This window comes from Bradyrhizobium sp. B124, from assembly GCF_038967635.1.
Taxonomy (GTDB): domain Bacteria; phylum Pseudomonadota; class Alphaproteobacteria; order Rhizobiales; family Xanthobacteraceae; genus Bradyrhizobium.
On sequence record NZ_CP152413.1, the window covers coordinates 5,495,980 to 5,519,004 of the forward strand.

Sequence of the window (23,025 nt, forward strand, 5' to 3'; positions counted from 1 at the left end):
TCACATCCTTCTCAACTTCCAAAGGCCACGCGGAGCAATCCATGCGTATCGACGCCATATCGATCGGAAAAAATCCGCCCCACGACGTCAACGTCATCATCGAGGTTGCCGTCGGCGGCGAGCCCATCAAGTACGAAATGGACAAGGAGGCCGGCACACTGGTGGTGGACCGCTTCCTCTACACGCCGATGCGCTATCCCGGCAATTACGGCTTCATCCCGCACACGCTGTCGGGCGACGGCGATCCCTGCGACGTGCTGATCGTCAACACCCGCGCGATCGTGCCGGGTGCCGTGATGAGCGTCCGCGTGGTCGGCGTGCTGCTGATGGAGGACGAGGCCGGCGGTGACGAGAAGATCATCGCGGTGCCGTCGTCGAAGCTGACCCAGCGCTACGACAAGGTGCAGAACTACGACGATCTGCCCGACATCACGCTGCAGCAGATCCAGCACTTCTTCGAGCACTACAAGGATCTCGAGAAGGGCAAGTGGGTCAAGGTGCTGCGCTGGGGCGACGCCGAGGAAGCCCGCAAGCTGATCCTGGAAGGCATCGAGCGCGCGAAGAAGAAGTAGGCACGCTGCCTAGACTCCCTCGCCCCGCTCTTGCGGGGTCGAGACGAGCGAAGCTCGCTCTTAAAGGGCTGGGGTGAGGGGCCGCCTCCGCGAGTTGCGAACGTCGGGAGACCTGTACCCCCTCACCCGGATTGCATCTGGCGATGCGATCCGACCTCTCCCCGCAAGCGGGGCGAGGTAAGAACTCACACCGCAGGCGCCGGCAGGCCGGCAATCGCGCAGGCGGCGCGCAGCGTGTTGACCAGGAGGCACGCCACCGTCATCTGGCCGACGCCGCCAGGCACCGGCGTGATCGCGCCGGCGACGCCGAGCGCTTCCTGGAATGCGACGTCGCCGACCAGCTTCGGCTTGCCGCCGGGGACCGGAATGCGGTTGATGCCGACATCGATCACGGTCGCGCCCGGCTTCAGCCAGTCGCCACGCACCATCTCCGGACGGCCTACCGCCGCATAGACCAGATCGGCCTGGGCGCAGAGCTTTGGCAGATCGCGCGAGCGCGAATGCGCGATCGTCACCGTCGCGTTCTCGTTCAGCAGCAATTGCACCAGCGGACGGCCGACCAGATTGGAGCGGCCGATCACGATCGCGTTCATGCCCTCGAGCGAGGGGTGCACGCTCTTGGTCAGGATGATGCAGCCGAGCGGCGTGCAGGGGGACAGCGCGGCAAGGCCGCCGGCGAGCCGGCCGGCATTGTTCGGGTGCAGGCCATCGACGTCCTTGGCCGGGTCGATCGCGTTGATGATGGTCTCGGTGTGCAGCGATTTCGGTAGCGGCAGCTGCACCAGGATGCCGTGCACCTTCGGATCGCGGTTGAGCTGTGCGATCAGCGCCAAGAGATCGGGCTGCGACACATCCTCCGGCAGCTTGTGCTCGAACGAGGCCATCCCTGCGGCCTGGGTCTGGGTGTGCTTGCTGCGGACATAGACCTCGCTCGCCGGATCATGGCCGACCAGCACGACGGCGAGCCCCGGCGTGAGCGCATGGTCGCGCTTGACGCGGGCGACCTCGTCGGCGACGCGGGCGCGAAGCTCGGCGGCGATGGCTTTTCCGTCGATGATGCGGGCAGTCATGTCAGTCCCTTGTTTCCTGCTGGGTCAGCTTCCTCAACATTTCGCCAAGCCCTTTCGGGTCGCCGTCCACCGCCACCTGCTTCAGCCGCGAGGTGGCGCCGGACAACAGCTTCACCCTGGCCTTGGGCACGCCGAGCGCCTTGGCCAGCAGCTCGGTCACCGCACGGTTGGCCTCGCCGCCTTCCGCAATGGCGCGGACCCGCACCTTCACCACCGAGCGGCCATTGGCCAGCGTTTCGATCCCGTCGATGTCGTCGCGGCCGCCACGCGGCGTCACGCGCAAGGCGATACTGATGCCCCCGGTGGAATAGCGCCAAGGATCCATCGCCAGGGCTCCATCAGCAAGCGTCGATCGCGAGGATCAGATCACGTTGGGATAGATGTAATAGGCGATCACCCGCTGGATGAACATGATGATGAGGATCACGATGATCGGCGAGATATCGAGACCGCCCAGATTCGGCATCACGTTGCGAATCGGCCGCAGCACCGGCTCGGTGATCCGGTACAAGAACTCGGCCACCGCGGAGACGAACTGGTTGCGCGTGTTGACCACATTGAAGGCGATCAGCCAGGACAGGATGGCGGAGGCGATCAAGAGCCAGACATAGAGGTCGAGGACGATGATGACGATGTCGAGAACAGCGCGCATATGATGGGGGCTCGCGGGTGGGACGACCAGGTGAAGCGCAACGAGACCGGACTGAACCGCCAGCGCGCTTCTCGTTTGAGCAGGATCTTTTCGGAAAGCCGCCATTTTCGCTGGCGCGGCCCGCCGGGTCCGGATCATGCTCTAAATATCGGTTCATCCCCCCGCAAACAAGGGAAGTTCCCGGCGGGACGGGCCGAAAACCGTTGTTTCACCGTTCTTGACTTGACCTTGGGCGGGACTGTAAATGGCGCCCGACTGACGGCCGGGATACTCAGCAACACCCGGCCGCAATGGGGCCATAGCTCAGCTGGGAGAGCGCGTCGTTCGCAATGACGAGGTCGGCGGTTCGATCCCGCCTGGCTCCACCACGCTTCGCCCTTCGGGCTACGCGTGGCGCAGCCGCGCAGACCCGAAGGGTGAAGCGTGGTGTCCGGCGAAGCCCAAAGGGCAAAGACGGACCTTATCGTCGCCAATCCCCTCTCACGTCCCCGTAAACCGCGGCGGGCGCTTCTCCACAAAACTCGCGACGCCCTCCCTGAAATCATTGCCCTTGAGCGCGATCTGCATTTCGCGGTTGGCATCGATGGTGGCTTCGGCGAGCGTCTGGAACGGCACGTCGTAGACCTGGCGCTTGATCACCGCGATCGCGCTCGGCGAGACGAAATCGGCGAGATCGCGGGCATAGGCATAGGTTTCCTCGCGCAACTTCTCCGGTGCAGAGAGCCGGTTGACGAGGCCGATGCGCAGCGCCTCCGCGGCCGACACGCGCCGCGCCGACATCAACAGATCGAGCGCGTTGGCGTGGCCGACGATGCGCGGCAGCATCCAGCTGATGCCGTGCTCGGCGATCAGGCCGCGCCGCGCGAAGGCGGTGGTGAACACCGCGCTGTCGGCCGCGAAGCGCAGGTCGCAATACAGCGCATGGACCAGGCCGATGCCGGCCGTGGCGCCGTTGAGCATCGCGATCACGGGTTTCTTGATGGCGGGGTAGTAGGCGTAGCGCGTCTGCCAGTCGGCGCGGCGGTTCATGTCGAACGGGATGTTCTCGCCGCGCCGGACCTCGTTGGGGTCGATCCCCTTCAGCGCTTCCATGTCGGCGCCGGCGCAGAAGCCGCGGCCCGCGCCGGTCAGCACGATGACGCGAACATTGTCGTCATTGGCCGCCGCCTCCATCGCGTGGCGCACGTCGCGCTCCATGATCGCGGTCCACGCATTCATGCGGTCGGGGCGGTTCAGCGTGATGGTCGCGATCCTGTCGCTGACCTCATAGAGGATGTGTTCGTAGCTCACGACGATCTCCCTGTGCTGTGTTTGTCTTGTTGTTCTGAGTTCGCGCGACCATGCGGCGCCGCGCGCAGCCGTTGCGAGACTAGCACAGAAGCGAAAATGAAAAGCCGTGTTGTGTGACGCGCGAAATTCCGCGCGGCGGCTATTCCGCAGCCTGCAGCATGACCGGCCGCGGCACGCGCGTGATCCAGCCGTCGATGAAATGCTTCAGCCATGCGCGCTCGGCGGCATCGTGCACGGCGCGCTCGGCGAAGTGCAGATGACCCGGCTGCGCGCCCGGCGAATCCATCCGCGCGCAACCGCGCGTGGTCCAGCGATGCATCATCGCGTAGGTCACGTCGGGATGGAATTGCAGGCCGAAGGCGTTGCCGAGCTGGAACGCCTGCACCGGGAAATCATCGCCCGCTGCGAGCAGGTCCGCACCCGTGGGCAATTGAAAGCCCTCGCCATGCCAGTGATAGACCCGCGCCGGCCAGTCCTGGCACAACGCGCGGCCAGCCTCCGTCGGCCGGACCGGGTAATAACCGACCTCGACGCGGCCTTGCGGATGCGCCGCGACCTTGGCGCCGAGTTGCCGCGCCAGCATCTGCGCACCGAGGCAGATGCCGAGGAACGGGCGCTGCTCGCGCAGCGGCACTGAAATCCAGTCGATCTCGCGTCGCACATAGTCGTCGGGATCGTTGGCGCTCATCGGCCCGCCGAAGATCACCGCGCCGGCATGCGCCTCGAGCGTGTCGGGCAGCGCGTCACCGAAGCGCGGGCGACGGATGTCGAGCGGGTAGCCTAGGGCGCGCAGGGCGTTGCCGATCCGGCCGGGCGTCGATGTCTCCTGATGCAGGACGACCAGCACCGGCCGCAGCGACGCCTGGTCTGCCGGCGTGACCGCGGCCTGCCTTCGGCTCGCGAAGGGCACCACGACACGGCTTTGGTCAGACCGGAACGACATAGCCTCTGCTTAAAGTTTCGGCACGTAAGGCACGATCATAGCTAAGTGGTCGTTAACATCGTGTGAGTTTGCGCACACCCGTGCGAAGCAAATCGCGGGCCAGAAATAAGCTTAACGGCGATGAACGGGCTTTTTCGGGTGAGGCTAGCGCTTGCGCAGCTGAAATCCGCCGACCGCGGTCAGGATGAAGGAGCGCGGAAACAGCCGGAGCAGGAACGGCACCATCTTGATGAAGGCGCCGGGCAGCACGGCGCGCTTGTTGGCCATCAGGCCGCGATAGGCCTGGCGGGCGACCTCCGCCGGCGGGACGTTGAGGATGGCGGAATCGAATCCGGGGGCGAAGCCGGCGCGGTCCTGGAATTCGGACGGCACGGGACCCGGGCAAACCACGGTGACGCGCACGCCCTTCGGCGCCAGCTCACAGCGCAACGCCTCGGAAAACGACAGCACATAGGCCTTGCTGGCGTAGTACACGGCCATGCCGGGGCCCGGCAGGAATCCGGCGATCGAGCCGAGATTGAGGATGCCGCCGCGGTTGCGGATCAGCTGATCGGCAAAGCGCAGCGTCAGGTCGGTCAGCGCGCGGATATTGACGTTGATAATGTCGAGCTGTTCGGCACGGTCGCGCTCCACGGCGAGGCCGAACAGGCCGAAGCCGGCATTATTGACGAGATATTCGACCTCGACGCCGGCCTCGGTCAGGGCCTGCGCGATCCTGTCGCCGGCATCGGTCTGCTGGAGATCGCAGGCAATCACGATCGGCGCCGCGCCGCCCTTGGCCCCGAGCTCGTCGGCAAGCGTCTTCAGGCGATCGGCGCGCCGCGCCACCAGCGCCACGCGGTGACCATTCGATGCAAACACGCGCGCCAGTTCGGTGCCTATGCCCGCCGATGCCCCGGTTATCAGCGTCACACGCTCAGTCACGTTTCAAACTCTTACTGCAAATTCTAGTGAGGTCCCCAACGGGGCGACGAGAGCATAGGGATGCGGTGTGACGCAAGCCGCGTATGGGCTTGTGGATAGCGGCGGGGCCGCTGGTTTCGTGATGAAACGACCGATTTTCAGTCGGATCGCCCACAATCGCGGCGGACATTAAAATTTCGTCATCCGCGACGCCGGCAGGGGGGCGTCCGCCTGCGCAGGCAGCCGTGTCAGATTGCCGCGTCTGCCGTGCCCCAGGGGCCCTTTGGCAGCTCCGCCTGCTTCTCGGCGACCCGGTGCTTGAGATCGATGCGGTCGCGCGAGGAAATGCCGAGCAGATCGGCAGCACGCCAGACCACATTGTCCTCGAACTCGCTGACCTGGCCGTCGGCATAGACGAGCTCCCACATCATCTCGACGATGCGCAGCCGTCCCTCCTCATTCACCGAGCGCATGATCACACTGGTAAAGTGATAGAGATCCACGGCCTCGCCCTCCACGCGCATGGCGGAGGCGATCAACTTGTCGGCGGTGCCGGGATCGAGCTGGAAACGGCTCTCGATCAGGCTGTGCAGCTTGCGCGTTTCGGCCGGCGTCGGCTCACCATCCAGTGAGACGACATGCACCAATAGCGCGGTCGCCGCCAGGCGGTAGTCGCCGTCATCGAAGGCGCGGTCAGCCTGGGCATCGGGGGAGACGATATCGGCAATGAATTGGCGGAGTCCGTCGAGCATCGCTCTCTCTGTGGGATGAAGCTGTCCGGAAAACCGCTACGCACCTTTCCGGATCATGCGCTGTTGAAATCTATATGGCGTGGAAACAGAACCGACGCAATCCGCGCGGGTTCCCGCGGCGGGATTACGTTTCAGCAAGCATTACGTGTCGGCAATGTGACTACGGTATCTCGTACACCACGAGCTTGTCGGCAATGCCGCGCAGCGCCGCTTCCTTCTGGATCGGCTTGATCGCCGCGCGATCGAGGATGCCCGCGACCTCCGCCGCTTCCATCACCGGCTGGGTCAAATGGATTTCCTGCGACGTCGACAGGCTCTGCACCCGTGCGGCGATATTCACGGTCTGCCCGAAATAATCCTGCCGTTCGTTCAGCGTCACGGCGAGGCACGGCCCCTCATGGATGCCGATCTTGACGATCAGATCTTCCTTGCCGCGCTCGGTGTTGAGCTGCTTCATCGCGGCCCGCATGCGCAGGCCCGCCGACAATGCGTGCTCGGGCCGGATGAAGGTCGCCATCACGGCATCGCCGATCGTCTTCACGACTGCGCCGTGTTCGGAGGCGATGATCTCGAGCAGCGCGTGGAAATGCGCGCGCACCAGATCGAATGCGGCGAGATCGCCGACCCGCTCATAGAGCGCGGTCGAACCCTTCAGATCGGTGAACAGGAAGGTCAGCGCGGTGATCTTCAACCGCTGGTCGACGGTGAGGTTGTCGGCCTTGAACACGTCGCGGAAGGTCTGGTTCGACAGCATCCGCTTCGCAGTGAGGATCGGCTTGCGCTTGCCGAGCAATTTGTGCAGCGGATCGCCCGCGATCCAAACCGAAGGCAGCACGCGGACGTCGGCGTGATTCTCCAGCGAGAGCCGCAGTGGCCCCGGCCGCATCGTCGAGGTGCCGGTCGGCGCATGAGACTTGTTGAACGCGATCGAGAATTGCTGGCGCTCGGTGGTCGGCTCGCCCTCGACAGCAAAGAAGTGCGCCGAATGCGTCACCGGCTCGAACACGATGACGAACTGATTGGGCAGATTGAGCGACAGGATCGCCTTTTCGCCGGGCGGCAGCTCGAGCCCCTCCAGCGTCACCTCGTTGATCAGGGTCGACACCGCGCTCTCATCGAACTCGATCCCGGAGCTCCAGAATATCTGCCGGAAATATTCCCAGATCGGCAGCGTGTTGGGCTCGTGCGCGGCGATGTGACGGACCCGTGGGCTGACCGTGAAGGCAACCTCGACCAGCTCGTCGACGGAGGCCTCGTAGCCGGCTGCGCACAGCGCGCAATTGTAGTCGTCATGGCGCAGCGACTTCAGCGTGGTGTGGGCGTCGAGCACGCCGCCACACCCCGGACACAGCACGTTCCAGCTCATGTCGAACAGCCCGAGCCGCGAAGCATGCAGGAAGCCGGAGATCACCTTCTCCTGGTCGAGCCCGGTGCGGCTGGAGAAATCCAGAACGTTGATACGATTGAGCTCGCGGTCATGGCCGTCCGCGATCAGCTGCTGCATGGCATCGACGACGGCCGGATCGGTCGTCTGCCTGAGGACTGCGAAGTGGGCTTGCGTATCGCTCATGGTGAGCCCCTAGAGCACGATCCGGAAAAGTGTGTAGCGGTCTTCCGCAAAGATCATGCTCAAAACAAAGAGATAGAGCGGGATGACGATTCGACGAAGAGTCAACCCGCTGTAGATGAGCATTGGGACACCGCCGCGCAAGGTCAGCGCGGCTTGATCGTGAACACCGGGGAGCGGTTCGGCTGTGTCGTCACCACGCCGATCGGAAGCACCGGCTCCTTGTCCACCAGCGCAACGCGGAACGTGCCGATGATCCGCGCCAGCGCAAGCGTCGCCTCGACCAGCGCGAAATGCGCGCCGATACAGACGCGCGCGCCGACGCCGAACGGCAGATAGGCGAACCGATCGGGCGGCGTCTCCGTCATGAAACGCTGCGGCACGAACGCGTTCGGCTCGCGCCACAGCTTTTCATGCCGGTGCAACAGCCACGGCGCAATCAGGATTACGTCATGCTTCCTGACCGGACGGCCGGCGATCGTATCGGGACCGGCAGCCGCACGCGCGATCAGGAACGCCGGCGGATAAAGCCGCATGGTTTCGTCGATCACCGCGCGGGTGAATTTCAGCCGCTCGATGTCGAGCGCGCCCGACGTCGTCACGCTCCTGACTTCTGCTGCCAATTGTTCCTGGGTATCGGGATCGAGCGCCAGCAGATAGAGCGCCCAGAACAGCGCGGTCGCGGTCGTCTCATGGCCGGCCAGGATCATGGTCGCGACCTGGTCACCGAGCTGGGCATCGGTGAAGGCCTCGCCGGTTTCAGGATCGCGCGCGGCGCCCATCAGGTCGAACAGGTCGCGCCCCGGTGCGTTGTCATCCTTGCCGGCGGCGCGACGCTCGGCCATCAGCTGGCCGACAAACGCGGTCCAGCGCTTGCGGAAACGGGCGCGCCGGAAATCCTGCGGGGTGGGCCAGTTCAAGGGCAGCACCAGGTCGAGCATATGCGGCCGCGCCAGCGTGTCGCCATACTCCATCACGAAGGCGCGCAGCGCGGCGCCGTGGCGATCCATGCCGAACGAGAACATGGTGCGGCCGGCGATCTCCAGCGTCATGCGCTGCATCACCTCGCGCAGATCGACCGGGTCGCCGCTTGCGGCCTTCAGCTTGGCGATGGTCTCGTCGACCGCCGCGATCATGTACGGCACCAGCGTCGTCACCGCGCGCGGCGTGAACGCCGGAGCCAGCGTGCGACGCTGATGCTTCCATGCGCGGCCCTCGGCGATCAGCAGTCCCTCGCCCAGCATCGGACGCAGCACGCGAAGGCCGGCGGGCGTGCGGGTGTAGTTCTCGTAATTGTCGACCAGCACATGGCGGATCGCATCCGGGGTATTGAGGATGAAGCTCGAGTGGTTGAGGAAGCGGCCCTGGACGATGTCGTCCTCATAGGCGCGCTGGCCCCAGGTCTCGATCGGCGAGTTGCGCATCACCCGCATCCGCTGGAACGCACCCATGTCGTCCGGCGCGCGCGGCGGCGCGGGCGGGACCAGGGGACGCCGCGTGACCGTGATGTCGTAGACTTCCGCTATGCTCATGGTCCTCGCTTCCTGCCTCACGCAACGGCCGATCCGGCTATGCGATCCCGGCGCCATGAAGGCGCGCGGACCCTGCACCAGACCTAATAAGTCAGCTCGGCGACTGCAATCCGATTCTCCGACGCCGGCCAGGCCCGCGCCACGATGCGCTCCCCATTGAAGATCGCCGCCACCGGACGGCCGACATCGGCCGCGGCGAGCCGCAACGTCGTCACCGCATCCGTCGGCACGCCGGATTTGACATCGGCCGGTTCCTTGCCATCGAACAGCACGATATCGCGCGGTAGCCCGAAATAGCCGCGCGGCCGTGACATCAGCACGATGGCGCCCGCACCGGCGTCGGCGGGCAGCAGCGGTCGTGCCGCGCGCAGATGCACGATCTCGGACGAGCGCGGAAACGGCGAGCGATAGATATGCGTCGTCACCGCATCAGGCGAGGTCAGCACGAACTCGAGCGGCCAGGATGGATCGACCTGCGCCGGCCCCCAGCGGCCGTCGGCGCCGGTCTGCGAGCTGTGCAGTGGGCCGCCGATGCGCTCGCCGGTCTCCGCCGACACGCGATAGATGTCGACCGTGGCACCCGGCACCGGCCGGTTGGTCGGCACGCCGCCGGGCGTGCCCGTGACGAGGCCGCTCAGCCTCACCGCCGTCTCCGGCACGATCTCGATCCGCGACGGCTCGTGCCCCGCGATGAATTTGTAGATCTCGCGAAAGGCGCGCGGATGATACGCGGTCTCGCGATGATCTACGGCGCCAAGCATCAGATTGGTCGCGCCTTTCAGTGCCGGACCTTCGGCCGTGACGTTGGTCGGCGTGCCCGGCTTGCCGATGAAACGGCCGTCGGCTTGCGCATATTTGTCGAGGCCATCGCTGCGCAAGGTCAGGAATGCGGTGCCGGCAGTCACTTCGCTGTCGCCGTCGTTCAGCCCGCGCAGGAACGGACCGCGCCCGTTGAACTCGTTGCCGAGCCCGTCGTCCGAGGCATACACACCATGATTGGGCGTGCCGCACAGCACCGCGTGGCTGATGTCGCCGCCGCCACCATTCTTGATGGTGTTGCGGATCGCATTGCCGCCGCGCGAATTTCCGACCAGCGCGATGCGTGCCGCGCCGCTCTTCTGCTTCAGCTCCCTGACCGCCTCGGCGAGCTCGCGGCGCTGGTCCTCGGTCGAGGAGCGGCCCGCCTGCTCGATCTTGTCGTCGGTGCGCGCCAAGGGATCGGTGAAGTTGATCGCGGCCATGCGCTCGCGCGGCACGCCGTTGGATTCCATCCGCCAGAGCGTCGTCAACCAGAGCGCGGCGTGATCGCCATTGCCATGCACGAACAGGATCGGCGGGATGTCACCGGCGGGCGCCGGCTGCGCCAGGGCCGACTGAACCAAGGCCGCCTGCGCCAGGCCCGGGACGGCAAGACGGCCGGCCAACAGGGACAGCGCGCCGGCCCCTTGCAAAATTGTTCGCCGCGACAGCGCCATCGGTCCCCTTCCTCAGGTCTTTCAGTGCTTTAGCTGTGTCCTACAGCCCGTAAGGATACCGTAAACGCTGGACAGGACACGCGTTTCGCGGGCATCAGTTGATGCAGCCGGAATCATTCAACAAGCCATAGCAGGCCAACCGGAACCGGATATGACCGCACCGCCTGATCGACCCGACAGTATCACCGCGCCGTTGCGGCACTCAATCTTCAGGCGAATCTGGCTTGCCAGCCTGCTCTCCAATCTCGGCATCCTGATCCAGGGCGTCGGCGCCGCCTGGGCGATGACCCAGATGACCGCGGAGGCCGACAAGGTCGCGCTGGTGCAGACCGCGCTGATGCTGCCGGTGATGCTGATCGCGATGCCGGCCGGCGCCATCGCCGACATGCATGACCGCCGCATCGTCGCACTGGTGTCGCTGGCGATCGCGCTCTCCGGCGCCACCACGCTGACGGTGCTGGCCTGGTTCAACCTGGTGACGCCGAACATCCTGCTCGCGCTGTGCTTCGTCGTCGGCAGCGGCATGGCGCTGTTCGGCCCGGCCTGGCAATCCTCGGTCAGCGAGCAGGTGCCGTCGGAGACGCTGCCCGCCGCGGTCGCGCTGAACGGCATCAGCTACAACATCGCGCGCAGCTTCGGCCCGGCGATCGGCGGCATCGTGGTCGCCTCCGCAGGCGCCGTGGCGGCATTCGCCGCCAACGCCGTGCTGTATCTGCCGCTGCTCGCCGTGCTGTTCCTGTGGAATCGCGTCAGCGAGCCGTCGCGGCTGCCGCGCGAGCGACTGAACCGCGCCATCGTCTCCGGCGTGCGCTACATCACCAATTCGCCGTCGATCAGGATCGTGCTGACCCGCACCATGGTGACCGGCATCATCGGCGGATCGGTCTCGGCGCTGATGCCACTGGTGGCGCGCGACCTGCTGCATGGCGGCGCGCAGACCTACGGAATCATGCTCGGCGCCTTCGGCATGGGCGCGGTGATCGGCGCGCTCAACATCAGCGAGATCCGCAGCCGGCTCAGCGGCGAAGCCGCGATCCGCGTCTGTGCATTGACGATGGGCGCGGCGATCGCCGCGGTTGCCGTGAGCAGGCAGCCGGTGATCACCGCCGCCGCGCTGGTGGTTGCCGGCGCGGTGTGGATGCTTGCGATCGCGCTGTTCAATATCGGCGTGCAGCTGTCGGCGCCGCGCTGGGTCGCAGGGCGTTCGCTTGCGGCCTTCCAGGCCTCGATCGCCGGCGGCATCGCAATCGGAAGCTGGTGCTGGGGCCGCATCACGGACCTCGGGGGCGTCGAGATGGCGCTGTTGATCTCCGCCGGGCTGATGCTGCTGTCGCCGGTGCTCGGCTTCTGGCTCAGGATGCCGCCGATCGGCGCGCGCAACGAGGACGCGACCGATATGCTGGCCGATCCCGAGGTGCGGCTGCAACTGACCGGGCGCAGCGGCCCGCTGGTGGTCGAGATCGAATACCGGGTGGCGCAGGACAATGCCCGCGCCTTCCACAATGTGATGCAGGACGTGCAGCTCAGCCGCCAGCGCAACGGCGCCTATGGCTGGTCGATCGCGCGCGACATCGCCGATCCCGAATTGTGGACCGAGCGCTATCATTGCCCGACCTGGCTCGATTTCCTGCGCCAGCGCAACCGCGCCACCCAGATCGAGCGCGAGCTGCATCAGAAGGCGGCCGACTTCCACATCGGCGCCGATCCAATCCGCGTGCGCCGGATGCTGGAGCGTCCATTCGGCTCGGTGCGCTGGAAGGACGAGACCCCGGACCGCGCCGCCAAGGAAGTGATCCCGGTGGTCGCGACCGCGGCGGGCAGCAGCACGTAGCGTTGATGCTGTCGTTCCGGGATGCGCGGGGCGCAGACCCGGAACCTCGAGATTCCGGGTTCGCTTCGCGCCCCGGAATGACGATGGCTAAAAACTCACTGCCCGTTGTCGATGAGCGTCTGCTGGCAGGCCTTGCTGAGGCGGCTGCGATGCTCCTTCAGGCAGGCCAGCACGACCTGATCGCCCTCGCTGAGATGGGCGCGGCAGAACCGCGAGGCGTCGCGCGAGCAGGCATCACGCCCCTGCTGCTGTGCCGAGGCGGCCGACGTCAACAGAACCAGTGGAACGACGGCGAACAGAAATCGGGTCATCTTCAAAGCCTCTAAGGAATGCAACGCCGGTTCTATAGCGTTTCAGGGCCGCGAAGAAGCTTGAAACCGGGGGCGAAACGGCAGGTTCCGCCCCGGGATGACTATCCGGAGCGGCCTGCGTCTCGTCGCCGCTGGTTTGCCCCATCAGATGCCGCGCAAAATCACTCCGCGGCGGCCCTGCGCTGGGCGGCGAGATCGCGATCCAGCACCACGCGGCAGCCGCTGCTCAGCTGGGAGCGATTCTTGACCATGCAGGCAGTGATCCTGGGGATGTTCGGGATCTCCGCGCTGCACAGCCGGAACGCATCGCCCGAACACATCTGCTGCGCCTCGGCGCTGAACGCAAAGCTCGCGGTCGACGACAGCACGGACACGGCGGCCGCAAGAGCCAGCGCGACACCGGCGCTGCGAGCGGCACGTTCCAGAACCCGGCTCTTCAAGATGGTGGTCATGATCGGCTCCCATCAGCACCGCAAATGGCGGGGCCCGTTGTTTGATGGGTCCGATCCTGCACGGCAGCGAGCTGACCGACTGTGACGGTCATCACGCAAGCGTAAGCCGCACTTTTTCTTGTCCTTCCGGCGCCCTGTTGGGATCGCGTTAAGACCTTGTTGGCATTAATCGGTCGTTACGGGTGTGGCGTATCCTTGAGTTCCGAGAGAGTGTAGCGATGCGTAGTGCGTTGGGCCTGATGCTGGCCAGTGTTGTAGCGGCGATCGTGATCGCCGGCGTGTGGTTCTGGACCTCCTCGCCGCGTGCCGACGCGGCTCCTCCGCAGACAACTGCCGCAGCCAAGGCCGAGCCGCTTCCTGCGGCGGCGGCAAAGCAGGCTGCCAGGGACGATGTCGAGACGACCGCCGCGCTGTCGAAGCGCGCCGATGCCACCCAGGCGGCGGCCCCGGCCGCAGCCCCCGCCCCGGCGCCAGCCCCGGTTGCCGCCGCACCCAGATGCGCCAATCCCGATGCGCTCGGCATCAGCCGGACCGTCGTGGTCGACACCACTGGCGGCCCGGGTTTCGGCTTCCTGCAGTACAAGCAATATGACTTCCTGACCGACAAGGAGGTCGTGCTGACCTTCGACGACGGTCCGTGGCCGACCACGCCCGCCGTGCTCAAGGCGCTGGCGGACGAGTGCACCAAGGCGGTGTTCTTCCCGATCGGCCTGCACACCACCTATCACCCGGACATCCTCCGCCAGGTCGCCGCCGCCGGCCACACCATCGGCGCCCACACCTGGTCGCATGCGCATCTGGCGAGCAAGAAGCTCACCGAGCAGCAGGCCAAGGACGAGATCGAGAAGGGTTTTAGCGCGGTGAAGCTGGCGCTGGGTGCGAACCCCGCCCCGTTCTTCCGCTTCCCCGCACTGGCGCACACCCCAGCGACAACAGCCTATCTCGGCACCCGCAACATCGCGATGTTCTCGGTCGACGTCGACTCCAACGACTTCAAGTCCAAGAGCTCGGACGAGGTCATCAACAACGTGATGACCAAGCTCGACAAGGAGCACAAGGGCATCATCCTGATGCATGACTTGCAGAAGCACACCGCGCAGGCGCTGCCGACGCTGCTGCGCAAACTGAAGGCAGGCGGCTACAAGGTGGTCTGGATGAAGGCCAAGACCCAGATCGAGACGCTGCCCGAATACGACGCGATGATGGCGAAGACCGAGAAGCCGATCGCAACCGGCCGGCCGATCGGCAACGTCGTGCAGACGGTCGCCGACTAGCACAGCCCACGCATTGAATTCGCCAAACGCAAAGCGCCCCTGGATCCGATCCGGGGGCGCTTTCGCTTTCTGATCGCAGCCACCTTCTGCTGGTCCGACACGGCCAAACGACCTTGAAGGCCTATGCGCCTTCGAGAGTGGCGCCATCGCGCCCGGTAGCTGCGGCTCCGACCAAAATATCGAAAACAACCCCATGCAAAGTAGCTGGCGGGTGCCGGCGCTCGGCAAGGCGTGGCTACCAGTAAATCCCGTGGCGATGCAGCTCGCCGATGATGCGGCCCTCGGTCCAGCGCCGGGCGTGGCGGCGATGGCTCGACCTGTACCAAGTCGTCCGCTGCTCCGGCGCCGGCCTTGCGTCCGGTGCCGCTGACGGCTGGACATTCGCTTGCTGCTGTACGGGCGTCTGCTGCACGGACGGCTGGGCTTGCGGCTGCGGAGCGGGAGCCGCAACCGGCGCTGCCCGCTCGACATATTTTGGCGCTTCCGGCGGCATTGGCGGCGGCGCGACGGCGGGCGCCGCCGGCGCATCGGCAACCTTGTCCGCCGTATTGACCGAATTCGACGCGGCGGCCGGTAGCGAGCCTGCCCCGCCCAACGACAGGCTTCGTTCGCCGGCCTGCGCGGAAGCGGAAGCCAAAACCACCGCCGTGATCAGGATGAGTTTGCGCATTGTTGTTCTCCCGTTGGTGGCGGGAGACTAGCCACGTCGTCCGAGCCACTATGTGAGCCGCTTCACGCAGCCGTCGCGTGCCGCATTCATCTCCCTGTGATCGTCAGCCCCAACAACGCTGACACCTCGGCGGCGTCCTGGAGAGGGTCATCTCCGCCATCCCCGCCTTGCAGCAGCCTTGATCTGGATCAACGGCGGCTTTCCATTGGGTCGTTCAATGGGATTGCAGGTTCGGTTCGTTGTGCACGTCGCATTTGCTTGCCTGAATATCCCAGCGCAGCGCGGCTTCTATGAAGACCTTCGATATCACGTATCGCTATAGCAGCGACGATGTCTCGATCAGGCCAACCCCGCCGGACAGTCATACGGCTTTGCTGCGTCTGGAGCAGGGCAACAAGAGCTTCGCCACGCTCCTTGACTGCGACGAGGGGGCGAGCGTGGTACAGCAGATCATCCCGGTCGATCTGCGTGACCTGGGCCTGCCGGCCGACAGCGCCGTACCGAAGCAAAGACCGTTCGCCGCAGTGCTCGGCTGCTCCGACGCCCGCGTGCCAGTTGAACTCATTTTCAATGAAGGGCCCAATGATCTCTTCGTGGTCCGCGTCGCGGGCAACGGGCTCGGAATAGAGGTGCTTGGAAGCCTCAAATACGCCGTCGAGAACCTTGGCGGGAGCCTCAAGCTCATCGTCGTGCTCGGCCACAGCGGATGCGGCGCGCTCACGACAGCCGTCGATGTATTCCTGAATCCGCGTGAATACTTGCCGCTCGCGACCAAGCGTTCGCTCCGCAGCATTCTCGACGGTGCGCTGGTCGTGGTGCAGACTTCCGAGAGAAAGCTGGTCGCCGCGTTCGGGCCAGCGGTGGTACGCGAGCCCGGATATCGAAAAGCCTTGATCGAGACATCGATTGCCACCAACGCCGCGCTGGCGGCTTACTCAATACAAGAAGAATTGAGGAGCAACGACTACACCGGGATCGAAGCGGTTTACGGCGTCTATCTTCTGGAGAGCCGCGCGATATGGGCTCCCCGTTCCAGTGATGCCGATGGGATTGGGCTGGCGGCGGCACCTCGAGACCTTGCAGCGTTTGTGGAACTCGGCAACGCCATCGTGCGCTCGCGGCGTATTGAATCGCTTGTGAACGCGAAAGATTGATCGGAGCCGTCTCCCCTTCCCTATCCGAACGGAGACCATGCCCTTGCCGGGAGACCAGCCGCGTCGGGCCCAGGATCCCGTGAGCTGCATCACGCCAGGAGAATGGTAGCTGCCAACAGGCTGGCATGGTTCAGCCGGATTGTTGAAACTTGGTCCTATCGGTCGGCTCGCATCCGCGTACGGTTGTGCACCTTGAGACATGGTCTCGGCGCAACGTCGTTTGCCTGCGCACGCCAGCGCCCACAGCACTGACTTGTGTGCCGCCCCTCAGGTGGAGAGCCGGGAATAGATTCGTCGGTTTGGGTTTCTCCTTCGCACGACGCCCGAACTCTGGAGAACTCAGTGAGTGCATTTGAACAAGGTCGCGTACGGTCCGGCGACGGCGGCTTGGCGAATGCGGCCGCCGAAAAGCTCCGTTCGATGATCCCGGTCGCCGGCGCGATCGCCTATCCGTTCCTGCTCGATGGATTTCATCTCGCGGTCTCTCCTGCGAGCGGCCAGCCCTCGCCTGGCCGGATGGTTCTGGCGGCGCTGCTTCTGCTGGCCGCGACGGCCGCGCCCTTGCTGGGTCTGGCCTGCGCCTATTGGCTGACCAAGCCAGCGCCTTCGTCGTTCGAGCTGCGCGCCCGGCGGCTCGCCTATCTCAGCATCGGTGCGCCGCCGCTGTTCGTGCTGACCGGCGTCGGTCTTGGATTGCTGCACATCCATGTCAGCGACGAGCTCGTCTGGGTCGCGGGTTGGCTCGCCACGTGTCTCTATGTGCTGCTCGGCGGCGAGCAAGAGCGGCCGGCAACATCGGCCGCGGCTCCTCCGTCCATTGCCGGATGGCGTGTCACGCATGGCATCGCCGCGGCGGTCATCCTTCTCTATGTCGCGTTTCACTTCACCAATCATCTGCTCGGCCTGCTCGGACCCGAGGTTCATGCCGCCGTGATGAAGCTCGGCCGCACGGTCTATCGATCGTCCGTGGTCGAGCCGGTGCTTGTCGCTTTGATGCTGTTCCAGGTCGCGGTCGGAGTGCGGCTCGCCTGGCGCTGGAGTTCACGGCCGGCGGACGGATTCCGCGTGTTTCAGATCGGCTCCGGCGTCTACCTCGCGGCGTTCATCGTCACCCATCTGAATTCCGCGTTCGTCTCGGCGCGAGCCGTGCACCACATCGACACCAATTGGGACTGGGCGTCGGGCGCACCGACCGGCCTGATCCCCGACGCCTGGAGCATCCGCCTGGTGCCGCACTACGCCCTCGGCGTCTTCTTCGTCCTCGCGCATCTCGCTTCAGGATTGCGCGGCGTCCTGATCGCGCACGGCATGGCGACGGCGGTCGCCAACCGGATCTGGGCAACCGGGCTCGCAGCCGGCGCGCTGATCGCAATTGCGATCATGAGCGGACTGTGTGGCGCGCGGATCTAGAGCGTTTTGGAGCGAGGCCTGTCCCGCACTTGATGCGGGATGGACACCGGTTCGCGTGAAGAAAACGCGTCAAAGCAAGAATCTAGAGCTTCGGTTCTGATTCAATCAGAACCGAAAATGCTCTAGGCGGCGCAAATCGTTCGATAAGCGGCCAGTTGGAGCGCGACGACGCGCTGCGCGGAATGACACTTCTCAAACCACAGACGCGCGGCATCGCCGCGGCCATTGCCGTCCAGCGGATCAGCAAGAACCTCGAGAATCCGGGCCGCGCACGACTCGACGCTGTCGGCGACCAGGCAGGGCGGCGCCGCTCCAAAGAACTCCGCTGATTGGGTTTCATCAAGGTTGGTTATAACGCGGCGTCCGAGCGCCATTGCCTCAAAGGTAACGCCGCCGATCGCTGGTATCCTGAACTGATCGACGACGACGTCGCTCGCGCAGTACCGCTGTCGAAGCTCCGCCTTGTTCAACGACGGTATCCACGAAACTATGTCTTCAATTCGAAGTTCCTGAATGAGTTCCTTGCTTCGGTAAACGTCAACACCCCACTCGACCAGGATGATGCGAAAATCGCGATCCGCTTGCGCAACCTGCGCTGCCGCCCTCAAGAACAGATCATTGCCCTTCTGCATCGAAACAGGTGCAGCGTGCCAATGATGGCGTGTCGGGCTAAAGAATGTGGTGACCTTGGGGTCCCGCTTCGGAATCTTGAGGCCTGCTCGAAAGCTTGAAATCTTTTCATCGTCGAAGGCATGCGGAAGATAAACGGTCCGCTCTCTCTTCAACTTCAGCCGTGCCACAGACGGCAGCACGTCCGAGTTGGTCACGAAGGAGAAAGCCGCATTCTTGTACGACGCCGAACAAAGAATGCCATTATAGGTTTTCTCAAAAGGCATTTCGCGCAACGTGCCATGCTCGTAACATGTGTAATTCTTGAGTCCGTTGATGAACGGAATGAACCCGTCGATCGAATAGCCCTGAATGATGTCATAGTGCTCCAATACGTCAGCGAATTCATTGGCAATGCTGGATGCGAAGGCTTCGACCAAGACCAGGGCTTCTGCCGGATAATCCGTGAACTGTCGCAGCAGGTCACCAAGACGTGCCGCACGTTGCGAAGCGTTTCGATCCTCGCCCTTGCCGTACTTTTCGAAGTAGCGAAACTCCGGGCGGTCGACGATGTCCGGTTGGGTCACCACGGCAATGCCTGACGAACCGACGTCAGCGGCCGCGCCGTTGCTTGCGGCCGGCGTCACGATGTCAAGATTTGGGATCGTCAAGACATCGCTTTCGCTTGCAACCGGCCTCGCGGCGTCAGGATCCGGTATCGTGAAGGCATCAGCAGGAAACTCGAAACCATAACGCGGCAGGCCGCGGCTGCGTCTCTGACTTCGCCAGATTGCGACCGCGAAACTTGGCCTGGCGACAGCGCCGGTTTCCGCCTCACGCCGCAAATGAGCAAATACATATTTCGTCAGCAGGGAGCGATAGATCGATGTAAGGCGGCTAGGTCCTTGGGGATTTGGTGACCGCGGATCGCGAGACGTCCCATCTTCATTGCTTTCGCCTGCAGCCGGCGTCGCGGTGTCAGGATTCGGGGTCGTGAAGGCATCGGCAGGAAACTCGAAGCCAAAGCGCGGCAGGCCGCGGCTGCGTCTCTGGTTTCGCCAGATTGCGACCGCCAAGCTCGACCCGTCGACAACGCCGGTTTCCGCCTCACGCCGCAAATGAGCAAATACGTACTTCGTTAGCAGGGAACGATAGATTGATACGAGGCGGCTTGGTCCTTTGGGACTTGATGACCGCGAGCCGCGGAACGTCCGATATTGATTGCCTTCGCTTGCAGCCGGCGGCGCGGTGTCAGGATTCGGCATCGTGAAGACATCAGCGGAAAACTCGAAGCCAAAACGCGGCAAGCCGCGGCTGTGTCTCTGGCTTCGCCAGATTGCGACCGCCAGACTCGCCCCGGCGACAACGCCGGTTTCCGCCTCACGCCGCAGATGAACAAAGACGTACTTCGCCAGTAAGGAACGATAGGTTGAGACGAGGCGGCCTGGTCCTTCGGGATTTGGATATTCGTTGGCGAGAGATCGGCTTTGCCCAGGCCGCGGATCTGGCGAGGCCAACTTTGATGAGGCCGACGAAATCGGGGAGTGTGCAGACTCAGGCCCTATGGTCGCCCCTGGCAGGACGATGGTCGGTTGATCGGGCGGCTGCGGGATTGCCTTGCTTGACTGGAAGTCCTGAAACTCACGCGCAATTGAAATTGTGTCTGCCAGATGCTCCGGCATCGGTGGACGGACCCGGCTCTCTGCGGCAGCGATGCCATCAAGCATCTCCCAATACCTTGCCTGCAGCAGCGTCCAGAAAAATGCTGCGGCTTCGCCGTCACCGGCGTTCTTCGCACGAAGGTACGAGAGGCAATCGAGAACGGGACCTTGCGCAAACCAATCCGGTCGTCGCCAACCGCCCAACTCGGTGGCCCACCAATCCGGGAACATGTTGTCGACGTTGCCATCGAAGCTTGCGGCCTCCCATTCCGGGCAACCCATGACGTGATAATAGTTATAGCAAATGACATCCGCTTCGATTCCAAAGCGCCGCTGAATCAAAGCATTGTTGTAGGCGTTGTTCGCGATATTGCCGATATGCAGGACGCGCAGCGGGCGATTGTGGGCGCGTTGGAACTCCCTCAGGAAGGCAAGCTGTAGTTGAAATTCGCTATCACGATCCTTCTGCACCAACGTCATTCCCCAGCAATCGTAGTTCAGGTATTAGGCTTCCGCGCGAGAACGCACAATCTACGAACACCGATTCCGCAGCGCTTATTCTGCTCCATGTCGCGTCTCATCTCACCAATCATTTAGTCGGCTTGCGCATTTGGTGCGGTTGGCGTTGCGCTGGAGTTCGCGACCGGAGGATGTGTTCCGCGTGTTGCAGATCGGCTCGGGCGTTTATCTCGCCAGGTTCACGTCACCCATCTGAATACCGCGTTCGTCTCGGCGCGGGCCACGCATTCGGCGTTTTCTTCGTGTTTTCGCATCTCGCGCCGGGGTTGTGCCATGTCCTGACGCACCGCGGGGCCGCCACGGTCGCCAACCGGGCAGCCGGCGGACCGGTCGCGATTGCGATCATATGCAGATTGTGCCGTGCGAGAATCCAGGCGAGTAAATCTCGCCTGCGCATCGAGACGGGGGATGTTCCTGAGGAGTGGTGCCGCAAGAGGGACTCGAACCCCCGACCCCGTCATTACGAATGACGTGCTCTACCAACTGAGCTATTGCGGCGAACCGTTCGGCAACGGCCTGACAGCGCGCCACCTGATATCGGGCATGACCCCGATTGGCAAGGAAAACGCGGCTATTGGACCACACACCGGCTATCTAACCGCGAATTAGCTTCCCAAACGTGACAGAAATCCGCGCCAACCGCCGATCTGGGCCTTGGCCGGGCCGATTTGTTCCGCAAATTCGTCCACGGCGCCGTCCTCGTCGACCCCGGGGTCGTCGGGGGCCCGGACGATGGGGATTACGGCCGGAATGGGCGCGGGCGCCGCCTTCGGCAGGTCGGTCCGGGAACGGAACAGCGGGGCGGGGGCCGGGGGAGCCGATTCGGCGGCCGGCGGCGGCTCCGGCTCCGGCTCCGGGGCGGGCGGATCGGCCTGAATTGGGGCCGGGTCGGCCTCGATCGCCGCCGGCACCGGGGCGTTGTCCTGCACAGGCGGCGTGGCCGGTTCGAGTGGCTTGGCCTCGACCGGCTCAACCGGCTTCGGCGGGGGCAGCTCGCTGGCGACTTCCTTTGGCGGCTCGACCCGGCGCGGCGCCAACATCGCCTCCTCGAACGGCGAGGGCTCGATCGCATTGCCCTTGTCGGACGGCAGCGCCGCCACCGGCGTCTGCCACTGGAAGGCATCGAGACGACCGGTAACCGGCGACACCGGACGCCAGCGGTCGGAGACATAGCCGTCCGCGGTCCACACCGGATCATGCAGCGCGCGCACCGCACGCAAGGTCCAGGCTCGCGCGCGGCCGCCGTCGCCATGTTCGGTGCGCTCGAGCTCCGCCATCAGCAGCGCGACCCGCTGCGTCGGCGCCGCCGTGAACGGCTCCAGCGCCGCACGCGCCTTGGCGAATTCGGTCGCATCGATCGCGGCGCGCGCGATTGCCAGCGCGCCTTCGATATGCCCCGGCGTTTTCGCCGCCAGCGTCTCGACGCGCACCAGGCGCTGGCGCGCGGCATCACCGAGCCGCACATGCGAATAGGCGTCGGCGAGATCGGGATGCGGCTGTGCCAGCCACGCGGTCTCGACGATACGCATCGCGCGGCGCACCTGATGCGCCTCGCTCTCGAATTTGGCGGCAAGCACCGCGGCCGGGATCAGCGTCGGCGCCAGCTTGAGCGCCTCCATCGCGCTCGCGCGCGACAAATCGCGATCGACGGTCTCGAACTCGAGCGCACGCGCCGCGAGCAGCACGCCGCGTTGCCGCCGATAGGTCGCCTTGTCGATCAACCCGGCGGCCTGGTTGTTGTCGATGATCGACAGCGCGCCGGCCCAATCGCCCTTGGCGCAGCAGAAGCCGAGCACCGCATGCGAGGCCCAAGACGAGGACGGCGACATTTTCAGCGCTTCCTCGGCAATCATCACGGCCGCAACCGGATCGTCGGCGCGCTGCGCCTCGATGAACAGGCCGCGCAGGCCGAGCAGCCGCGTGTCCGCGCGCTCGGCCATGGCGCGGAAGGCGCGCTGCGCGCCGTCGCGATCGCCGTCGAGCTGCGCCGATTGCGCGTGCAGCAACAGCGCCAGCGGATCGCCTCCGGCGTGGCGCCGTGCCACTTCGGCATGCGCGCGCGCCGCCGACGAATCGCCATGCCCGATCGCGAGCAGGCCTTGCGTGACGGCGTGACGGCCGCGCGCGTGGCGCCGCTCGCGCCTGCCGCGGCGGACATGGCCCGGGATCTTCCACAGCCCGCGCAGGATCACGCCGGCGACCATCGCGACGACGATGACGAGGCCGAGCAGATACATCGGCTGCTTGGACGTGAAGCGCAACCCGCCCCAGTTCAGCACGAGATCGCCGGGCTGATCGGCCAACCAGGCCGCACCCGCTGCAGCGAGCGCGATCAGCAGCAGGAACAGAATGATCCGGATCATCGAGAACCTATTGCA

20 protein-coding genes and 2 tRNA genes are annotated in these 23,025 nt (G+C 64.8%); 6 read left to right on the forward strand and 16 right to left on the reverse strand.

The genetic code is table 11. From position 1 onward, the window contains the following. Nucleotides 1–41: 41 nt before the first annotated feature. A complete protein-coding gene (gene ppa / locus AAFG13_RS26160; protein WP_223971112.1) occupies nucleotides 42–572 on the forward strand; it encodes an inorganic diphosphatase in 531 nt (176 codons plus the stop codon). A 185-nt stretch (nucleotides 573–757) separates the two neighbouring features. On the opposite strand, the gene folD is transcribed toward ppa, so the two are convergent. The 3 genes from folD to AAFG13_RS26175 are packed head-to-tail and all read right to left on the reverse strand — an operon-like array spanning nucleotide 758 to nucleotide 2,294. Then, a complete protein-coding gene (gene folD / locus AAFG13_RS26165; protein ID WP_212320144.1) occupies nucleotides 758–1,642 on the reverse strand; it encodes a bifunctional methylenetetrahydrofolate dehydrogenase/methenyltetrahydrofolate cyclohydrolase FolD in 885 nt (294 codons plus the stop codon). Between the two features lies 1 nt (nucleotide 1,643). Next, nucleotides 1,644–1,967 (reverse strand): DUF167 domain-containing protein, encoded by a 324-nt coding sequence (locus AAFG13_RS26170; protein WP_097676855.1) that lies wholly within the window; start codon nucleotides 1,965–1,967, stop codon nucleotides 1,644–1,646. 36 nt (nucleotides 1,968–2,003) lie between these two features. Then, on the reverse strand, nucleotides 2,004–2,294 hold the full coding sequence (locus AAFG13_RS26175; protein ID WP_212320146.1) for a YggT family protein: 291 nt from the start codon (nucleotides 2,292–2,294) through the stop codon (nucleotides 2,004–2,006). A gap of 292 nt (nucleotides 2,295–2,586) precedes the next feature. Between AAFG13_RS26175 and AAFG13_RS26180 the strand changes: the two genes are divergently transcribed. Further along, nucleotides 2,587–2,662, forward strand: a tRNA-Ala gene (locus AAFG13_RS26180). A gap of 112 nt (nucleotides 2,663–2,774) precedes the next feature. Here AAFG13_RS26180 and AAFG13_RS26185 read toward each other — a convergent pair. The 7 genes from AAFG13_RS26185 to AAFG13_RS26215 form a co-directional block, all read right to left on the reverse strand. Continuing rightward, nucleotides 2,775–3,584, reverse strand: a complete 810-nt coding sequence (locus AAFG13_RS26185; RefSeq protein WP_212320147.1) for an enoyl-CoA hydratase — start codon at nucleotides 3,582–3,584, stop codon at nucleotides 2,775–2,777. 139 nt (nucleotides 3,585–3,723) lie between these two features. After that, a complete protein-coding gene (locus AAFG13_RS26190; RefSeq protein ID WP_342708655.1) occupies nucleotides 3,724–4,527 on the reverse strand; it encodes a glutamine amidotransferase in 804 nt (267 codons plus the stop codon). A 144-nt stretch (nucleotides 4,528–4,671) separates the two neighbouring features. Further along, nucleotides 4,672–5,451: an SDR family oxidoreductase gene (locus AAFG13_RS26195; protein ID WP_342708656.1), complete on the reverse strand. Its 780-nt coding sequence runs from the start codon at nucleotides 5,449–5,451 to the stop codon at nucleotides 4,672–4,674. 227 nt (nucleotides 5,452–5,678) lie between these two features. Next, complete coding sequence (locus AAFG13_RS26200; RefSeq protein WP_092121262.1) at nucleotides 5,679–6,182, reverse strand: TerB family tellurite resistance protein; 504 nt, start codon at nucleotides 6,180–6,182, stop codon at nucleotides 5,679–5,681. 160 nt (nucleotides 6,183–6,342) lie between these two features. After that, nucleotides 6,343–7,752: an adenylate/guanylate cyclase domain-containing protein gene (locus AAFG13_RS26205; protein WP_212320153.1), complete on the reverse strand. Its 1,410-nt coding sequence runs from the start codon at nucleotides 7,750–7,752 to the stop codon at nucleotides 6,343–6,345. A 143-nt stretch (nucleotides 7,753–7,895) separates the two neighbouring features. Then, complete coding sequence (locus tag AAFG13_RS26210) at nucleotides 7,896–9,281, reverse strand: cytochrome P450 (protein ID WP_342708657.1); 1,386 nt, start codon at nucleotides 9,279–9,281, stop codon at nucleotides 7,896–7,898. Between the two features lie 83 nt (nucleotides 9,282–9,364). Beyond that, on the reverse strand, nucleotides 9,365–10,756 hold the full coding sequence (locus AAFG13_RS26215; protein WP_342708658.1) for a hydrolase: 1,392 nt from the start codon (nucleotides 10,754–10,756) through the stop codon (nucleotides 9,365–9,367). Between the two features lie 151 nt (nucleotides 10,757–10,907). Between AAFG13_RS26215 and AAFG13_RS26220 the strand changes: the two genes are divergently transcribed. Beyond that, the gene (locus AAFG13_RS26220; RefSeq protein WP_212320158.1) at nucleotides 10,908–12,587 is read left to right on the forward strand and encodes an MFS transporter; all 1,680 of its coding nucleotides are present in this window, start codon (nucleotides 10,908–10,910) and stop codon (nucleotides 12,585–12,587) included. A gap of 95 nt (nucleotides 12,588–12,682) precedes the next feature. On the opposite strand, the gene AAFG13_RS26225 is transcribed toward AAFG13_RS26220, so the two are convergent. Then, the gene (locus AAFG13_RS26225; protein ID WP_092126426.1) at nucleotides 12,683–12,898 is read right to left on the reverse strand and encodes a cysteine rich repeat-containing protein; all 216 of its coding nucleotides are present in this window, start codon (nucleotides 12,896–12,898) and stop codon (nucleotides 12,683–12,685) included. Nucleotides 12,899–13,059: 161 nt separating this feature from the next. Beyond that, entirely contained in the window at nucleotides 13,060–13,350 is a 291-nt protein-coding gene (locus AAFG13_RS26230) for a hypothetical protein (RefSeq protein WP_249132764.1), read from the reverse strand. A 218-nt stretch (nucleotides 13,351–13,568) separates the two neighbouring features. Here AAFG13_RS26230 and AAFG13_RS26235 point away from each other — a divergent pair, with 218 nt between their 5' ends. Next, nucleotides 13,569–14,624 carry a polysaccharide deacetylase family protein gene (locus AAFG13_RS26235; RefSeq protein ID WP_342708659.1) on the forward strand — a complete coding sequence of 352 codons (1,056 nt, stop codon included), beginning with the start codon at nucleotides 13,569–13,571 and terminating at the stop codon, nucleotides 14,622–14,624. A gap of 235 nt (nucleotides 14,625–14,859) precedes the next feature. On the opposite strand, the gene AAFG13_RS26240 is transcribed toward AAFG13_RS26235, so the two are convergent. Continuing rightward, nucleotides 14,860–15,294 (reverse strand): hypothetical protein, encoded by a 435-nt coding sequence (locus tag AAFG13_RS26240; RefSeq protein ID WP_342708660.1) that lies wholly within the window; start codon nucleotides 15,292–15,294, stop codon nucleotides 14,860–14,862. 290 nt (nucleotides 15,295–15,584) lie between these two features. Between AAFG13_RS26240 and AAFG13_RS26245 the strand changes: the two genes are divergently transcribed. After that, on the forward strand, nucleotides 15,585–16,448 hold the full coding sequence (locus tag AAFG13_RS26245) for a carbonic anhydrase (protein ID WP_212320165.1): 864 nt from the start codon (nucleotides 15,585–15,587) through the stop codon (nucleotides 16,446–16,448). Nucleotides 16,449–16,790: 342 nt separating this feature from the next. Beyond that, nucleotides 16,791–17,858, forward strand: coding sequence for a hypothetical protein (locus AAFG13_RS26250; protein WP_342708661.1), 1,068 nt, complete (start codon nucleotides 16,791–16,793; stop codon nucleotides 17,856–17,858). 122 nt (nucleotides 17,859–17,980) lie between these two features. Here AAFG13_RS26250 and AAFG13_RS26255 read toward each other — a convergent pair whose 3' ends face one another. The 3 genes from AAFG13_RS26255 to AAFG13_RS26265 form a co-directional block, all read right to left on the reverse strand. Continuing rightward, the gene (locus AAFG13_RS26255) at nucleotides 17,981–20,608 is read right to left on the reverse strand and encodes a glycosyltransferase (RefSeq protein WP_342708662.1); all 2,628 of its coding nucleotides are present in this window, start codon (nucleotides 20,606–20,608) and stop codon (nucleotides 17,981–17,983) included. A gap of 461 nt (nucleotides 20,609–21,069) precedes the next feature. Continuing rightward, nucleotides 21,070–21,145, reverse strand: a tRNA-Thr gene (locus AAFG13_RS26260). A gap of 107 nt (nucleotides 21,146–21,252) precedes the next feature. Beyond that, nucleotides 21,253–23,010, reverse strand: coding sequence for a heme biosynthesis HemY N-terminal domain-containing protein (locus AAFG13_RS26265; RefSeq protein WP_342708663.1), 1,758 nt, complete (start codon nucleotides 23,008–23,010; stop codon nucleotides 21,253–21,255). Nucleotides 23,011–23,025 lie beyond the last annotated feature (15 nt).

Bases quoted from the DNA above. Each gene is read 5' to 3' on its own strand.
- ppa (WP_223971112.1), top strand. From the start codon at position 42: ATGCGTATCGACGCCATATCGATCGGAAAAAATCCGCCCCACGACGTC.
- folD (WP_212320144.1), bottom strand. From the start codon at position 1,642: ATGACTGCCCGCATCATCGACGGAAAAGCCATCGCCGCCGAGCTTCGC.
- AAFG13_RS26170 (WP_097676855.1), bottom strand. From the start codon at position 1,967: ATGGATCCTTGGCGCTATTCCACCGGGGGCATCAGTATCGCCTTGCGC.
- AAFG13_RS26175 (WP_212320146.1), bottom strand. From the start codon at position 2,294: ATGCGCGCTGTTCTCGACATCGTCATCATCGTCCTCGACCTCTATGTC.
- AAFG13_RS26190 (WP_342708655.1), bottom strand. From the start codon at position 4,527: ATGTCGTTCCGGTCTGACCAAAGCCGTGTCGTGGTGCCCTTCGCGAGC.
- AAFG13_RS26200 (WP_092121262.1), bottom strand. From the start codon at position 6,182: ATGCTCGACGGACTCCGCCAATTCATTGCCGATATCGTCTCCCCCGAT.
- AAFG13_RS26205 (WP_212320153.1), bottom strand. From the start codon at position 7,752: ATGAGCGATACGCAAGCCCACTTCGCAGTCCTCAGGCAGACGACCGAT.
- AAFG13_RS26210 (WP_342708657.1), bottom strand. From the start codon at position 9,281: ATGAGCATAGCGGAAGTCTACGACATCACGGTCACGCGGCGTCCCCTG.
- AAFG13_RS26215 (WP_342708658.1), bottom strand. From the start codon at position 10,756: ATGGCGCTGTCGCGGCGAACAATTTTGCAAGGGGCCGGCGCGCTGTCC.
- AAFG13_RS26220 (WP_212320158.1), top strand. From the start codon at position 10,908: ATGACCGCACCGCCTGATCGACCCGACAGTATCACCGCGCCGTTGCGG.
- AAFG13_RS26225 (WP_092126426.1), bottom strand. From the start codon at position 12,898: ATGACCCGATTTCTGTTCGCCGTCGTTCCACTGGTTCTGTTGACGTCG.
- AAFG13_RS26230 (WP_249132764.1), bottom strand. From the start codon at position 13,350: ATGACCACCATCTTGAAGAGCCGGGTTCTGGAACGTGCCGCTCGCAGC.
- AAFG13_RS26235 (WP_342708659.1), top strand. From the start codon at position 13,569: ATGCGTAGTGCGTTGGGCCTGATGCTGGCCAGTGTTGTAGCGGCGATC.
- AAFG13_RS26240 (WP_342708660.1), bottom strand. From the start codon at position 15,294: ATGCGCAAACTCATCCTGATCACGGCGGTGGTTTTGGCTTCCGCTTCC.
- AAFG13_RS26245 (WP_212320165.1), top strand. From the start codon at position 15,585: ATGAAGACCTTCGATATCACGTATCGCTATAGCAGCGACGATGTCTCG.
- AAFG13_RS26255 (WP_342708662.1), bottom strand. From the start codon at position 20,608: ATGACGTTGGTGCAGAAGGATCGTGATAGCGAATTTCAACTACAGCTT.
- AAFG13_RS26265 (WP_342708663.1), bottom strand. From the start codon at position 23,010: ATGATCCGGATCATTCTGTTCCTGCTGCTGATCGCGCTCGCTGCAGCG.